14 protein-coding genes are annotated in these 13,231 nt (G+C 66.9%); 11 read left to right on the forward strand and 3 right to left on the reverse strand.

Annotated features, from left to right (window positions below; translation table 11 throughout):
• The first annotated feature begins 2 nt into the window (after window positions 1-2).
• From ccmC to B2246_RS18660, 11 genes are all read left to right on the forward strand, one after another.
• Window positions 3-782 carry a heme ABC transporter permease CcmC gene (gene ccmC, locus B2246_RS18610; RefSeq protein ID WP_186425698.1) on the forward strand — a complete coding sequence of 260 codons (780 nt, stop codon included), beginning with the start codon at window positions 3-5 and terminating at the stop codon, window positions 780-782.
• Window positions 779-925, forward strand: coding sequence for a heme exporter protein CcmD (ccmD, locus tag B2246_RS18615; RefSeq protein ID WP_186425699.1), 147 nt, complete (start codon window positions 779-781; stop codon window positions 923-925). The genes ccmC and ccmD overlap by 4 nt, the downstream gene beginning before the upstream one ends.
• On the forward strand, window positions 922-1,371 hold the full coding sequence (ccmE, locus tag B2246_RS18620; protein ID WP_008644369.1) for a cytochrome c maturation protein CcmE: 450 nt from the start codon (window positions 922-924) through the stop codon (window positions 1,369-1,371). The genes ccmD and ccmE overlap by 4 nt, the downstream gene beginning before the upstream one ends.
• On the forward strand, window positions 1,368-3,410 hold the full coding sequence (locus tag B2246_RS18625; protein WP_286882577.1) for a heme lyase CcmF/NrfE family subunit: 2,043 nt from the start codon (window positions 1,368-1,370) through the stop codon (window positions 3,408-3,410). Before ccmE ends, B2246_RS18625 begins: the two co-directional genes overlap by 4 nt.
• Window positions 3,407-3,958, forward strand: a complete 552-nt coding sequence (locus B2246_RS18630) for a DsbE family thiol:disulfide interchange protein (RefSeq protein ID WP_008651322.1) — start codon at window positions 3,407-3,409, stop codon at window positions 3,956-3,958. The genes B2246_RS18625 and B2246_RS18630 overlap by 4 nt, the downstream gene beginning before the upstream one ends.
• Window positions 3,951-4,985, forward strand: a complete 1,035-nt coding sequence (locus B2246_RS18635; RefSeq protein ID WP_286882578.1) for a cytochrome c-type biogenesis protein CcmH — start codon at window positions 3,951-3,953, stop codon at window positions 4,983-4,985. Before B2246_RS18630 ends, B2246_RS18635 begins: the two co-directional genes overlap by 8 nt.
• Before the next feature lie 99 nt (window positions 4,986-5,084).
• Entirely contained in the window at window positions 5,085-6,170 is a 1,086-nt protein-coding gene (locus B2246_RS18640; RefSeq protein ID WP_008644586.1) for an AI-2E family transporter, read from the forward strand.
• 12 nt (window positions 6,171-6,182) lie between these two features.
• Window positions 6,183-7,085, forward strand: coding sequence for a LysR family transcriptional regulator (locus B2246_RS18645; RefSeq protein WP_186425701.1), 903 nt, complete (start codon window positions 6,183-6,185; stop codon window positions 7,083-7,085).
• 156 nt (window positions 7,086-7,241) lie between these two features.
• Window positions 7,242-7,853, forward strand: a complete 612-nt coding sequence (locus tag B2246_RS18650) for a glutathione S-transferase family protein (RefSeq protein ID WP_008644597.1) — start codon at window positions 7,242-7,244, stop codon at window positions 7,851-7,853.
• A 51-nt stretch (window positions 7,854-7,904) separates the two neighbouring features.
• A complete protein-coding gene (locus tag B2246_RS18655; protein ID WP_286882579.1) occupies window positions 7,905-8,897 on the forward strand; it encodes a pyridoxamine 5'-phosphate oxidase family protein in 993 nt (330 codons plus the stop codon).
• A gap of 90 nt (window positions 8,898-8,987) precedes the next feature.
• On the forward strand, window positions 8,988-9,710 hold the full coding sequence (locus tag B2246_RS18660; RefSeq protein WP_286882580.1) for an MgtC/SapB family protein: 723 nt from the start codon (window positions 8,988-8,990) through the stop codon (window positions 9,708-9,710).
• Between the two features lie 16 nt (window positions 9,711-9,726).
• Here B2246_RS18660 and B2246_RS18665 read toward each other — a convergent pair whose 3' ends face one another.
• The 3 genes from B2246_RS18665 to B2246_RS18675 form a co-directional block, all read right to left on the reverse strand.
• On the reverse strand, window positions 9,727-10,227 hold the full coding sequence (locus B2246_RS18665) for a GAF domain-containing protein (protein ID WP_234707023.1): 501 nt from the start codon (window positions 10,225-10,227) through the stop codon (window positions 9,727-9,729).
• A 17-nt stretch (window positions 10,228-10,244) separates the two neighbouring features.
• On the reverse strand, window positions 10,245-11,222 hold the full coding sequence (locus tag B2246_RS18670) for a Bug family tripartite tricarboxylate transporter substrate binding protein (RefSeq protein ID WP_017512336.1): 978 nt from the start codon (window positions 11,220-11,222) through the stop codon (window positions 10,245-10,247).
• Window positions 11,223-11,291: 69 nt separating this feature from the next.
• Window positions 11,292-13,121 (reverse strand): gamma-glutamyltransferase family protein, encoded by a 1,830-nt coding sequence (locus B2246_RS18675; protein ID WP_035883189.1) that lies wholly within the window; start codon window positions 13,119-13,121, stop codon window positions 11,292-11,294.
• Window positions 13,122-13,231 lie beyond the last annotated feature (110 nt).

The raw sequence follows: 13,231 nt of genomic DNA on the forward strand, positions 1-13,231 counted from the left end.
CGATGCAGCGCGACTTTCCCCTCGACGCCAACGCCCGTTCCCCACGCACCGCGCGGGCGCGCTGGCTGGCGTTCGCCGCGCCAGTGCGCTTCTACCCGCTTGCCGGGCGCCTTGCGCCCTGGTGCTTCGCCGTTGCGGCGCTGTTCCTGGCCCTCGGCCTGTACCTCGGATTCGTGGTGGCGCCCACCGATGCCCAGCAGGGCGAGGTCTACCGGATCATCTTCATCCACGTGCCGGCAGCGTGGATGTCGATGTTCATCTACGTGGTCATGGCGGGCTGGTGCGCGCTGGCGCTGGTGCTGCGCACGCGGCTGTCCTCGATGATGGCGTCGGCGCTGGCGCCCACAGGCGCGATGTTCACGGTTATCGCGTTGTGGACCGGGGCACTCTGGGGCAAACCCACGTGGGGCACGTACTGGGTCTGGGACGCACGGCTGACGTCGGAGCTGATCCTGCTGTTCCTCTACCTCGGCTACATGGCGCTGGAGGCAGCCATCGACGAGCCGCGCCGCGCCGAACGTGCCTGCGCCGTGCTGGCGCTGGTCGGCGTGGCGAATGTGCCAGTGATCTACTTTTCCGTGCAGTGGTGGAACACGCTGCACCAGGGCGCATCGGTCAGCCTGACTGCTGCGCCAACCATGGCGGCCACGATGCTGGCCGGCATGTTGACGATGACGGTGGCGTGCTGGCTATACGCGATCGGCGTGGCGCTGGTGCGCCTGCGCTGCATCCTGCGCGAGCGCGGCGAGATCGACGCCGGCACCCTGGAGACCACGCCATGAGCACGCTGAATCTCGACATGCTGGCCGGACACGGCGGCTATATCGCAAGCGCCTTCGGCATGACCTTTCTGCTAATCGCCGCGGAACTGATCCTGCTCCGCGCGCGGCGCCGCAACAGCCTGCGGGCAAGGTCGCGCCGATGACGCGCAGGCAACGTCGCCTCGGTCTGCTGCTGGCCGCGCTGCTGTGCGGCGGCACGGCACTGGCATTCGTGCTGAATGCGTTTCGCTCCAATCTCGTCTTCTTCTTCAGCCCGACCCAGGTGGCCGCGCACGAAGCGCCTGCATCCCGCAATTTTCGTCTCGGCGGCCTGGTCGCCCCCGGCTCGCTGAAGCGCGATCCTGAGAACCTGACGATCCGCTTCATCGTGACCGATACGCGCCACGACATACCCGTGGTCTACCGTGGCCTGCTGCCGGACCTGTTCCGCGAGGGCAAGGGCGTGGTGGCACGCGGGGCGCTCGATCGCGATGGCACGTTCGTCGCCAGCGAAATCCTGGCCAAGCATGACGAGAACTACATGCCGCCCGAAGCCGCCGATGCGCTCAAACGCGCCGCATCGGACAACCCCACGGAAAAAACGCGATGAATCCGGAACTGGGCCACTTCGCACTGATCCTGGCCATGCTCGTGGCGCTGGTGCTGGCAACGCTGCCGATGGTGGGCGCGGCACGCGGCAATGTTGCCTGGATGTGCCTTGCACGGCCCGCCGCTTTCCTGCATGGCATGCTGCTGATCGCGGCCTACCTCTCGCTGACATACGCCTTTGTCGACAACGACTTCAGCGTGCTTTACGTGGCGGCAAACTCCAACAGCGCGCTGCCGCTGATCTACCGCATGGCGGCGGTATGGGGCGGCCATGAGGGATCGATGCTGCTGTGGTCGCTGATGCTGGCGCTGTGGGCGATGGCCGTGGCGGGCTTCAGCCGCCGCCTGCCACTGGCGTTCGTCGCGCGCGTGCTCGGCGTGATGGGGGCCATCAGCACCGGACTGCTGCTGTTCGTGCTGTTCGCCTCGAATCCGTTCCTGCGTCTGTTGCCCCGCGCGATGGAGGGGCGCGACCTCAATCCGCTGCTGCAGGACCCCGGCATGGTGTTCCATCCGCCATTCCTGTACATGGGCTACGTCGGCTTCGCGGTGGCGTTCTCATTTGCGGTGGCGGCCTTGCTCGAAGGCCGGCTCGATGCGGCGTGGGCGCGCTGGTCGCGCCCGTGGACGATCCTGGCGTGGATGTTCCTGACCATCGGCATCGCGATGGGCAGCATGTGGGCCTACTACGAACTGGGTTGGGGCGGATGGTGGTTCTGGGATCCGGTGGAGAATGCGTCGTTCATGCCCTGGCTGGCCGGCACCGCGCTGATCCACTCGCTGGCGGTCACCGAAAAGCGCGGCGCGTTCCGTGCCTGGACCGCTCTGCTGGCGATCTTCACGTTCTCGCTGAGCCTGCTCGGCACGTTCCTGGTCCGCTCTGGCGTGCTCACTTCGGTCCACGCGTTCGCGGTGGATCCCCGGCGCGGCATCTTCATCCTGACCTTGCTGGGACTGGTCACGGGGCTGGCGCTCGCGCTATTCGCGTGGCGCGCGCCCCGCCTGACCCAGCGCACCGATTTCAACCTGACCTCGCGCGAGTCTTTCCTGCTGGCCAATAACGTGCTGCTGGCCGTGGCCGCCTCGGCGGTGCTGCTCGGCACGCTGTATCCGTTGCTGCTCGACGTGCTGGACCTCGGCAAGGTATCGGTCGGCCCCGAGTACTTCGAAGAGGTGTTCGTACCGCTGATGGCCCCCGCCGTGCTGCTGATGGGCGCCGCCCCACTGGCACGCTGGGGACGCAGCGACCTGCCCGACATGGCCAGGCGCCTGCGCTGGGCGGCCGTGGCAAGTGCGGTCATCGCGCTCGGGCTGCTGGCCGTGCTGCGCAACAGCTCCGCCATGACCGGGCTCGGCCTCACGCTGGCCGCGTGGTGCGCAATGAGCGGGCTGGCCAGCCTGGCCACGCAGATGCGGCACGCGCGCGACTGGCGCTCCGGCCTGCGCCAGTTGCCGGCCGGCTACTACGGCATGTTGCTGGCCCACATCGGCGTGGGCGTGTTCATCACCGGCGTCACGCTGGTCAAGAGCCAGGAGAGCGTGCGCGAGTTGTCGATGCGCGTGGGCGATTCGGTCGCGGTGGGCGGCTACGATTTCCGCTTCGACGGTGTGGCGCCGGTCAGGGGACCGAACTACGACGCGCTGCGGGGCACGGTTACGGTGACGCGGCAGGGCCGCCCGGTCACCACGCTAGCCACCGAGCGGCGCGTCTATCGCAGCCAGGACATGCCGACCACCGAGGCCGCCATCGACACCGGGCTCGCACGCGATCTCTATGTCGCGCTCGGCGATTCGTCGGATGCCACGTCCGCCGATGCCCGCTGGGCGCTGCGGGTCTACGTCAAGCCCTTCGTCTCGTGGGTCTGGGGCGGCTGCGCGTTGATGGCGCTGGGCGGACTCCTTGCCGCCAGCGACCGCCGATATCGCGCGCGCCATCCGGCGATGGCGGTCACGTCTGCGGTCACGACCAATGACGATGCGGGGGCTCGCCCCGCCACGCCCCCGCTGACGCTGCCGGCCAGCAAGGAGTCCGAAGCATGATGCGCTTCCTGCTTCCATTGGGCGTATTCCTGGCGATCGTGATCGCCCTGGCGGCGGGGCTGCGCCACGATCCACGCGAGCTGCCTTCGTCGCTGGTGGGCAAGCCTGCGCCCGCATTCGTACTGCCGGTACTTGAAACCTCTGCAAACGCCAACGTGCAAAAATTCGACCCGGCCAGCCTGCGCGGCAAGGTCTGGGTGTTGAATGTCTGGGCGTCCTGGTGCACCGCGTGCCGCGCCGAGCATCCGGTCCTGCTCGGCATGGCCGGGCAGACGCAGGTGCCGCTCTATGGCCTGAACTACAAGGACACGCGCGGTGCGGCGCTGGAGTGGCTGCAACGGATGGGCGACCCGTACAAGGCCTCGGCCGTCGATGCGGATGGCCGCGTCGGCATCGACCTTGGCGTGTATGGCGTGCCGGAGACCTTCATCATCGACGCAGCGGGTGTGGTGCGCTATCGCCAGGTCGGCCCGGTCACACAGCAGGTCCTCGAACAGAAGCTGCTGCCACTCCTGAAATCGCTCGAAAACGGGGGCGGCCGTGCCTAGAACCTGGCTCTCCACGCTGACGCTGCTGATTGCGCTCCATGCCGGCGCGGCATTCGCGCTGACGGATGCGGAACTCGACGCGCGCGTGCTGGCGCTCTCCTCGCAGCTTCGGTGCCTGGTCTGCCAGAACCAGACACTGGCCGACTCAAACGCCGATCTGGCCGTCGACCTGCGCCGCCAGATCCGGGCCCAGATGGCGCAAGGGGCCAGTGACGACGCGATCAAGACCTATCTGGTGCAGCGCTACGGCGACTTCGTGCTCTACAAGCCGCCGTTCAAGCCGCAGACGTGGCTGCTGTGGCTCGGCCCCTTCCTCCTGCTCGTGGCGGTGCTGGCCTGGCTCTGGCGCGGCAGGCGCCGCCAGATGGCCGCGGGCGATGCCGTGGAGGAGACGGAACGGGACATGCAATCGCCCGCGCGCCGCCAGTCGCCGCTGACCAATGCGATGCTGTTTACCGTGCTGCCACCGGTGGCCGTCGCGCTGTATCTGCACCTGGGCTCGCCAGTATCGCTGCTCGGATCGGCAGTGGCGCACGATGGACCTCACGGCCCCGATGGCGAGGTCACCCTGACGGCCGCCCGCGTCGAGGACATGGTCGACCAGCTCGCCGCACGCCTGCGCAAGAATCCGAACGACGCCGAGGGCTGGGTCATGCTGGGGCGTTCGTACATCGTGCTCGAACGCAACGACGACGCGGCGGAGGCATTCGCCCGCGCGGTGGCGCTGGAGCCAGAGGTGGCGTCGCTGCGTTCCGACTACGCGGACGTGCTGGCCAGCGTCAACGGCGGATCGCTCGAAGGCCCGGCGATGGCACAGATCGACGCCGCGCTGCGGCTCGACCCCGACGACCCGAAGGGGCTGGCGCTGGCCGCCAGCGCCGCCGCCGAACGCGGCGACAAGGCTGGCGCGATCGCCTACTGGGAGCACCTGTACCGGCTGCTGCCCCCGGATTCGCAGACCGCCGGCCGGATCGCCGCCAATCTGGCGGCCGCCCGGTCGGTAGCGGAGCCCGGACAGCGCAAATAGGGCCATTCACGGCCGTGCGGCCACACCTGGGCACATGTCACGGGTGGCGATCTCACGGCATCGTAGAATGGCTGCTGGCTTGCGCTTAAGGATTCCACCATGGCCGATTCACCCGGTCTGTATCACAAGACGTTCCTGTTGTTGCTCGCGGCGGTCTCCATCGCGTTCTTCTGGATTCTGCTGCCCTTCTATGGCGCTGTTTTCTGGGGCGCCGTCCTCGCCATCATCTTCGCCCCGCTGCAACGGCGCCTGACGGCCGGGCTGCGTGGGCGCAACAACGTGGCAGCGCTGCTCACACTGCTGCTGGTGCTGGTGCTGGTTATCCTGCCGCTGACGATCATCACCGCCTCGCTGATCAACCAGGGCGCCAGCCTCTACGACAGCATCCGCTCGGGCCAACTGAATTTCGGCGTGTACTTTCAGCGCGCCGTAGACGCCCTGCCGCCCTACGTGCGCACACTGCTGGCGAAGGTGGATCTGACCAGCATCGCGGACTTGCAGGAAAAGCTGAGCGCCAGCGCGTTGCAGGCCAGCCAGTTCGTGGCCACGCGGGCACTGAGCATCGGCCAGAATACGGCCCAGTTCGTGATCAGCTTCGGCATCATGCTGTACCTGCTGTTCTTCCTGCTTCGCGACGGCCCGCGGCTGTCCCGCAAAATCCGCACGGCCGTGCCGCTCAGCGATTTGTACAAGCAGCACCTGATCCAGAAGTTCACCACCGTGGTACGCGCCACCGTGAAGGGCAACGTGGCTGTGGCACTCGTGCAGGGGACACTCGGCGGCGGCATCTTCGCGGTCCTTGGTATCCAGGGCGCGCTGCTCTGGGGCGTGATCATGGCATTCCTGTCGCTGCTGCCCGCCGTGGGCGCAGGCCTGATCTGGGCGCCCGTCGCGGTCTACTTCCTGCTGACCGGCTCGACGGTCACGGGCCTGGTGCTGATTGGGTTCGGCGTGCTGGTGATCGGCATGGTCGACAACGTGCTGCGCCCAATCCTGGTCGGCAAGGACACCCAGATGCCGGACTACGTGGTGCTGATCTCCACGCTCGGCGGCATGGCGCTGTTCGGGCTCAACGGCTTCGTCATCGGGCCGCTGATCGCCGCGCTGTTTATCGCCTGCTGGGACCTGCACGCGCACGGTATCGACGAGAACGGCGATATCGGCAGCAACGGCCCCACCGCCTGACGGAGAACGACGGTGGATCGCCTGCAGGCCATGAAGACGTTCGTGACCGTGGTGGATGCGGGCGGCTTCACGCCCGCCGCCCGGAAGCTCGACGTGTCGCTCTCGGTGGTCAGCCGCGTCATCACCGAACTGGAGACACACCTGGGCGTGCGCCTGCTCACGCGCACCACGCGGCTGGTGCGCCCGACGGCAACCGGCGCCACCTACTACGAAAACTGCCGCCGCATCCTGGCCGAGATCGAGGAAGCCGAGCTTGCCACCACGGGCGCCCATGCCGCGCCGCGCGGCAAGCTGTCGATCACGGCTTCGGTCCTGTTCGGCCGTCGGTTCGTCACGCCGATCGTGGTCGAGTATCTGCGACGCTATCCGGAAGTCGATGCCGAATGCCTGCTGATCGACCGCAACGTCAATTTCGTCGAGGAAGGCATCGACGTCGGGGTCCGCATCGGCCCACTGCCCAGTTCGTCGTTGCAGGCCATCCCTGTCGGTCGGGTACGCCGCGTGGTCTGCGCCGCGCCTGACTATCTGGCCCGCGTCGGCACGCCAGCCACGCCCGACGATCTGGCCCGCCACACCGTCATCCAGACCACGGGTATCTCCACCCTGCCCGAATGGCGCTTCATGCGCGATGGGGAGAGCGCGCCGACGCGCCTGACGCCGCGCCTGGCCACCTCGACCAACGACTCGGCCATTGGTGCGGCGGTTGCGGGCTTCGGGCTGGCGGCGGTGCTCTCTTACCAGATCGCCGACGAAGTCCGCGACGGCAAGCTGCGCATCGTGCTCGACAAGTTCGAGCAACCGCCGCTGCCGATCCACGTGATCCATCGCGAAGGCCGCCACGCCATGCACAAGGTGCGCGCCTTCATCGATCTGGCTGTCGATACGCTGCGCGGCACGGCGTCGCTGAATCCGTAAGACGCCCCACCGTCAGGTTCTCCGCGGATTCTTCTCGAATCCGCAAGAGTCACTTCTTCCCCCGGCCATTTTTCGTGGCATGGGACGCCCCTATATTTGATGCGAGCCCGGCGTTTGCCGTGGCGCTGAACCATCGCATCCAAGGACGTCCCGACCATGAAACTCTATGTGCACCCGCTTTCCGGCCACGCCCACCGCGCACAGCTGTTCCTGTCCCTGCTCGGCCAGCCGGCAGAACTGATCGAAGTGGACCTGATGACCGGCGCGCACAAATCGCCCGAGTTCCTGAAGCTGAATCCGTTCGGCCAGATCCCGGTGCTGGTCGATGGCGAGACGGTCGTGCCCGATTCGAACGCGATCCTGGTCTACCTGAGCAAGAAGCTAGGCCGCACCGACTGGCTGCCCGAAGCACCGACGACGGCAGCGGCTGTGCAACGCTGGCTGTCGGTCGCCGCTGGCGACATCGCCTTCGGACCGGCCCGCGCGCGCATCGCCACGCTGTTCAACGCGCCGTACGATCTGGATGATGCGGTCGCGCGGGCCCACGTCGTGCTCAAGCGCATGGACGATACGCTGGCCGACCGCCCATGGATCGCCGCCGATCAGCCAACGATTGCAGACGTGGCGCTCTACAGCTATACCGCGCGGGCGCCGGAGGGCTTTGTCGATCTGCGGGACTACGGCAACGTGCGCCAATGGCTGGCACGCGTGGAGGCGCTGCCGGGCTTCGTCCCGATTGTGAAAAGCCCGGTCGGACTCGAAGCCTGAATCCGCCAGCCTGAAATCGCCTGCCTGAGAAGTCGCCACCTGGAGCGCGCCATGAACCGTCAACCTGCCCCCCATGCAGAGCTGCTGCCCGGCACGCCCTGGCATACCGGCGAGCGCATCCTGCAATCGCGCGCCGGCGTGGAAGAGCGTCTGGCCGAAGTGGGTCCGCGCGTGGTGCGTGATTACATGCCCGACCAGCATCGCGAGTTCTTCGCGATGCTGCCCTCCATCGTCATCGGCGCGGTAGCCCCGGACGGCCAGGTCTGGGCCACCCTGCGCGCGGGACAGCCAGGCTTCCTCCAATCGCCCAATCCGTATCTGCTGGAAGTCGCGAGCCCGCGCGATGCCGATGATCCCGCCGACAGTGGTATGGAAGACGGCAACGCCATCGCACTGCTCGGCCTTGACCCAATGACCCGCCGCCGCAACCGGCTGAACGGCACCGTGCGCCGCGATGACGCGCGCGGCTTTGGCGTGACGGTGGGACAAAGCTTCGGCAACTGCCCGCAGTACATTCAGAAGCGCGAGTTCGTGGTCACGCGCGACCCCGCGACGCCGGGCACCGTCGCGCCCCAGATCCTGACCGCGCTCGATGCTAGGGCGCGGACGTTGATCCGCCATGCCGATTCGTTCTTCGTCGCGACTTATGTGGATCTGCCGGGAGGACGCCAGGTGGATGTCTCCCATCGTGGCGGCCGACCCGGATTCGTGCGCGTGGATGCCGACGGCAGCCTGACGATTCCGGACTTCGCCGGCAATACGTTCTTCAATACGCTTGGCAACATGCTGGTGAATCCGGTGGCGGGACTGGTGTTCGTCAGCTATCCGACCGGCGACCTGCTGCAGATGACGGGCCGCGCCGAGGTCATCACCGATTCGCCCGAGATCAGCACTGTCGAGGGTGCGGAGCGGCTGTGGCGCTTTTTCCCCCGGCAGATCGTGCGCCGCGATCGGGCGCTGCCGCTGCGCTGGGATTTCATGCCCGGCGGCGAATCGCCGCAGGCGCTGCGGACCGGCATCTGGCCCGGAGATCCAGCTTCATGACAGGAACATGAAACCCCCACGGGTGTCAGGCAGCGCAGTGCCTGTGCCACAATCGCGCCAGTCTCTGCCCGCACGGATGCGCCCTCGAACATGTCCCTGGAAGCCCTGCAGAACATCAATCCACAATCGCTGCTCGACACCGCCATCAGCCTGGCCGCCGCCTTCGTCCTGGGCGGAATGATCGGCTACGAGCGCCAGTACCGCCAGCGCACGGCCGGCCTGCGTACCAACGTGCTGGTGGCGCTGGGCGCCGCGATCTTCGTCGATCTTGCCAATCACATCGCCGGCCATGAGGGCGCGGTACGCGTGGTGGCATACGTGGTATCGGGCATCGGCTTTCTGGGCGCGGGCGTGATCATGCGCGAGGAAGGCAACGTGCGTGGGCTCAACACCGCGGCCACGCTCTGGGGCTCGGCGGCGGTGGGCGCCTGTGCGGGAGCGGACCTGATTCTCGAAGCGGGCATCGGCGCATTGTTCGTCCTGGCCGCTAACACGATGCTGCGACCCGTGGCCGATCGCATCAACCGCCAGCCGATGGATACACCAGCCGTGGAAGTCACGCACACCGTGCATGTGATCACGCTACGCGAGTACCAGAAGACCGCCATGCGATTGCTCGAAGACGCGCTGGAAGCCGCGCAGTATCCAACGCGCGACCTGGAAGTCCGCGCGTTCGGCGATCAGGATGTGGAAATCGAGGCAGCACTGGTGGCCACCTCGGTGGACGGCGACGCGCTCGACGCGATCGTCGCCCGACTCGGCGGCACCAGCGTGGTCAGTCAGGCGTTCTGGAGCGCAAGCACAACGGAGTAGAAACGGGGTCGGCCTTTCAACCGGCAATCGCTTCAACGACCGCCGGCACCACAAGCTGCCCCAGCAGCCGCAGCGCAGTCATCTCATCGGCCGTCCACGCCTGCACATTCGCCAGATAGTTGAACGTGCCGATCACCGCGCCGCGTCGGCTCAGCGGCACGTTGACCACGCCGTTCAGGCCAAGGCCGCGAATCACGGCGATGTCGTCGAACACCGCTGCCAGCGCCTCGTCGCCCTCGCCGACGAAGACCTCGCCGCGCACCAGCAACTGACGCGTCCAGACCGTATCTCCCTTGATCTTCTTGCCGCCCACCGGATAGGCTGCCGGGTCGGACGACCATAGCCGTTCGATCTCGCCCGTCCTCGCGTGCCATGCGTTGATCGTCAGCAGGCCGGGGCCGACCATCGCCAGCGTGGCCTGCCCCACGGCATCCATCGCGCCTTGCGGCGTGGCCGCATCGCGCAGGCGGTCCAGCAATGCATTCAGTTGTGCCTGCCAATGCATCGGTAACGTCATGTTCGCTGCGCCCGCCATCATTCGCCCTGGATGCCGAGTTCGCGGATCAGCTTGCCGTAGCGGTCCGCATCGCGGCGCAGGATCTTGCCGAATTCCTGCGGGGTGGACGTCGCCGTCTCGACGCCGATCGACTCCATCTTGGCCTTGACGTCGGGCAACGCCATCGCACGGTTGATCTCGTTGTTCAAGCGCGTCACCAGTTCCGCAGGCATGTTCTTCGGGCCAAAGGCGCCGTACCAGACCGAAAGCTCGTAGCCGGGCAGCGTCTCGCCCACCGTCGGCACATTGGGCAGCAGCGGGGAGCGCTTGGCTTCGGTCACGGCCAGCAGGCGCAGCTTGCCGGACTTCACGTGCGTCAGCGTCTGGGTACCCGCCGAGAACAGCAATTGCGTCTGGCCCGCCACTGTATCGACCACGGCCGGCGCGCCACCCTTGTACGGCACATGCAGCAACTGCACGCCAGCCATCTTCTCGAACAGCACCGCGCTCAGGTGATTGGTGGAGCCGGGGCCCGCGCTGGCGTAGGCGACCTTGCCCGGATTGGCCTTCGCGTACGCAATCAGTTCCTTGACGTTGTGCACCGGCACGGACGCGTTCACGACCATCGTGTTGGTCACATAGGCCAGCAATCCCAGCGGCGTGAAATCATCCACGCCCTTGAACGGCATGTTCGGCATCAGCGCCGGGTTCATCGCGTGCGTGCTCATCGAGCCGATCAGCAGCGTGTAGCCGTCCGGCTTCGCGCGTGCCACCATCGCCGAACCGATGTTGCCGGAAGCGCCCGGCCGGTTGTCGACAATGACCGGCTGGCCGAGCGACTTGGTCAACTGCTCGGACAGCGTGCGCGCCAGGATATCCGTCGAACCACCCGCCGCCCACGGCACGATCAGTGTGATCGGCTTGGTCGGCCAGGCATCGGCCGCGCTGGCCAGGTTCGCAAACGACATCGTCAATGCGGCGGCACCGCACAGCAGGCTTCTCAGTACGGACTTCATCTCGGACTTCATCTCCAACCCCCTTCGGTTTCTGTTTCTGTATCGGTCTTCGGTAATGTCGTGCGTGAATCAGCGGCCGACGGCATAGCCCTGCATGCCACGCGCGTTGGCGCCGGCGCGCAGCACGAGCCGCCCCCTGGCGTCGCGCTCGCGTGTGCAGGCCGACATGCGGCCCTCTGACCAGTCATCACCGACGCGAACCTCGTGCCCACGGGCACGCAGCGCTTCGATCGTGGCAGCGGGAAAGCGCGATTCGACAGTGATGCGGTTCAGTGTGGTCTGGCGCGGCCAGAACGACTGCGGGAAGTGGTCGATATGCCAGGCGGGCGCGTCGATGGATTCCTGCAGGTTCATGCCATGCACCGCGTGGCGCATGAAGAATGCCAACGACCACTGGTCTTGCTGGTCGCCGCCGGGCGTGCCGAACACCATGTAGGGCTCGCCGTCGCGCATCGCCAGTGACGGCGACAGCGTGGTGCAGGGCCGCTTGCCCGGCGCCAGCGTGTTGGGCAGGCCCGGTTCGAGCCACGTCATCTGCAGGCGCGTGTTGAGCGCGAAGCCGAGCGACGGAATCGTCGGGCTCGACGACAGCCAGCCGCCCGAAGGCGTGGCCGCCACCATGTTGCCGTGCCGGTCGATCACGTCGATATGGCAGGTGTCGCCGACGAACAGCTCCCGTTCGGCCCATTCGGTTACCGGCGGTAGCGCGGCGAAGGTCGGCTCGCCCACGCCGAAGCGCGTATCGGCAGCGGTCAGCGTGCGCTCGGCCACGGCGGGGTCAGGCATACGCGGCGCGCGGCCACCCAGCGCGCCGGGGCACATCGTCAGCGCCGCCCGATCACCGATCAGCGCCGCGCGGCTGGCCAGATAGTGCGGATTGAGCAGCGTGGCCAGCGGGCTATCGACGAAGCGCGGATCGCCATACCAGGCGGCGCGGTCGGCCATCGCCAGCTTGGCAGCCTCGGCGATCGTGTGGACGAACTCGGGCGATGTTGGCGCGTGAGCCTCCAGCCCCGCATGGCGCAGCATCCCGAGTTGCTGCAGGAACACCGGACCCTGGCTCCAGATATCGCACTTGGCCACGCTGTATCGGCCAAAGTCCAGCGAGACGGGCGCCTCGACCGTGGCTTGCCAGTGCTCCATGTCCTCGAAGCGCAGCAGGCCGATGTGCTTTTCGCCAGTGGTGTCGCGTACCGGCGTGTTGCGGCAGTACACGTCGATCTCCTCGGCCACGAAGCCCTGATACCAGCAGCGCATGGCCGCGTCGATCTGGCCTTCGCGGGTGTCGCTCTGCGCGATCGCAGTCGTCACGATGCGCGTATAGGTATCGGCCAGCACCGGCAGCGTGTGCAAACTGCCGGGGCGCGGCACCTTGCCGTCCGGCAGCCAGGTATTGGCCGAACTGTGCCATTCGTCGCGGAACAACGCCTGCACGGCAAGGATCGCCTGCGAGATGCGGGGCACGAGCGGAAAGCCGTCGCGCGCGTAGCCAATGGCCGGTGCGAGCACGTCGGCGAGCGACCAGGTGCCATGATCACGCAGCATCGTCATCCATGCGCCGAACGCTCCCGGCACCGTCGCCGGCATCAGCCCGATGCCGGGCATCATCTCCATGCCCATCTTGCGCAGCGCTTCCGGATCAGCCAGCGCCGGGGCAGGGCCCTGGCCGCAGACCGAGCGCGCGGCACGCTCACGCTCGCTCCAGAACAGGATCGGCACCTCACCGCCGGGCCCGTTCAGATGTGGCTCCACCACCTGCAGCACGAAGCCGGCTGCCACGGCAGCATCGAACGCATTGCCGCCACGTTCGAGCACGCCCATGGCGGTCTGCGTGGCAAGCCAGTGGGTGGAAGCAGCAACGCCGAACGTGCCGACGATCTCGGGGCGTGTCGTGAACATGAAGTGTGCGCGCAATGGCTGGATCGGAATGTAGTCGAGTATAGGCAAGTGAAATAACCACCAAGAGCCAAATACTTATCGGTGCATTACCATTCGGTTATACGACTCCT

The sequence above is a fragment of the Cupriavidus sp. UBA2010 genome (genome assembly GCF_002335265.1).
GTDB classification, from domain to species: domain Bacteria; phylum Pseudomonadota; class Gammaproteobacteria; order Burkholderiales; family Burkholderiaceae; genus Cupriavidus; species Cupriavidus metallidurans.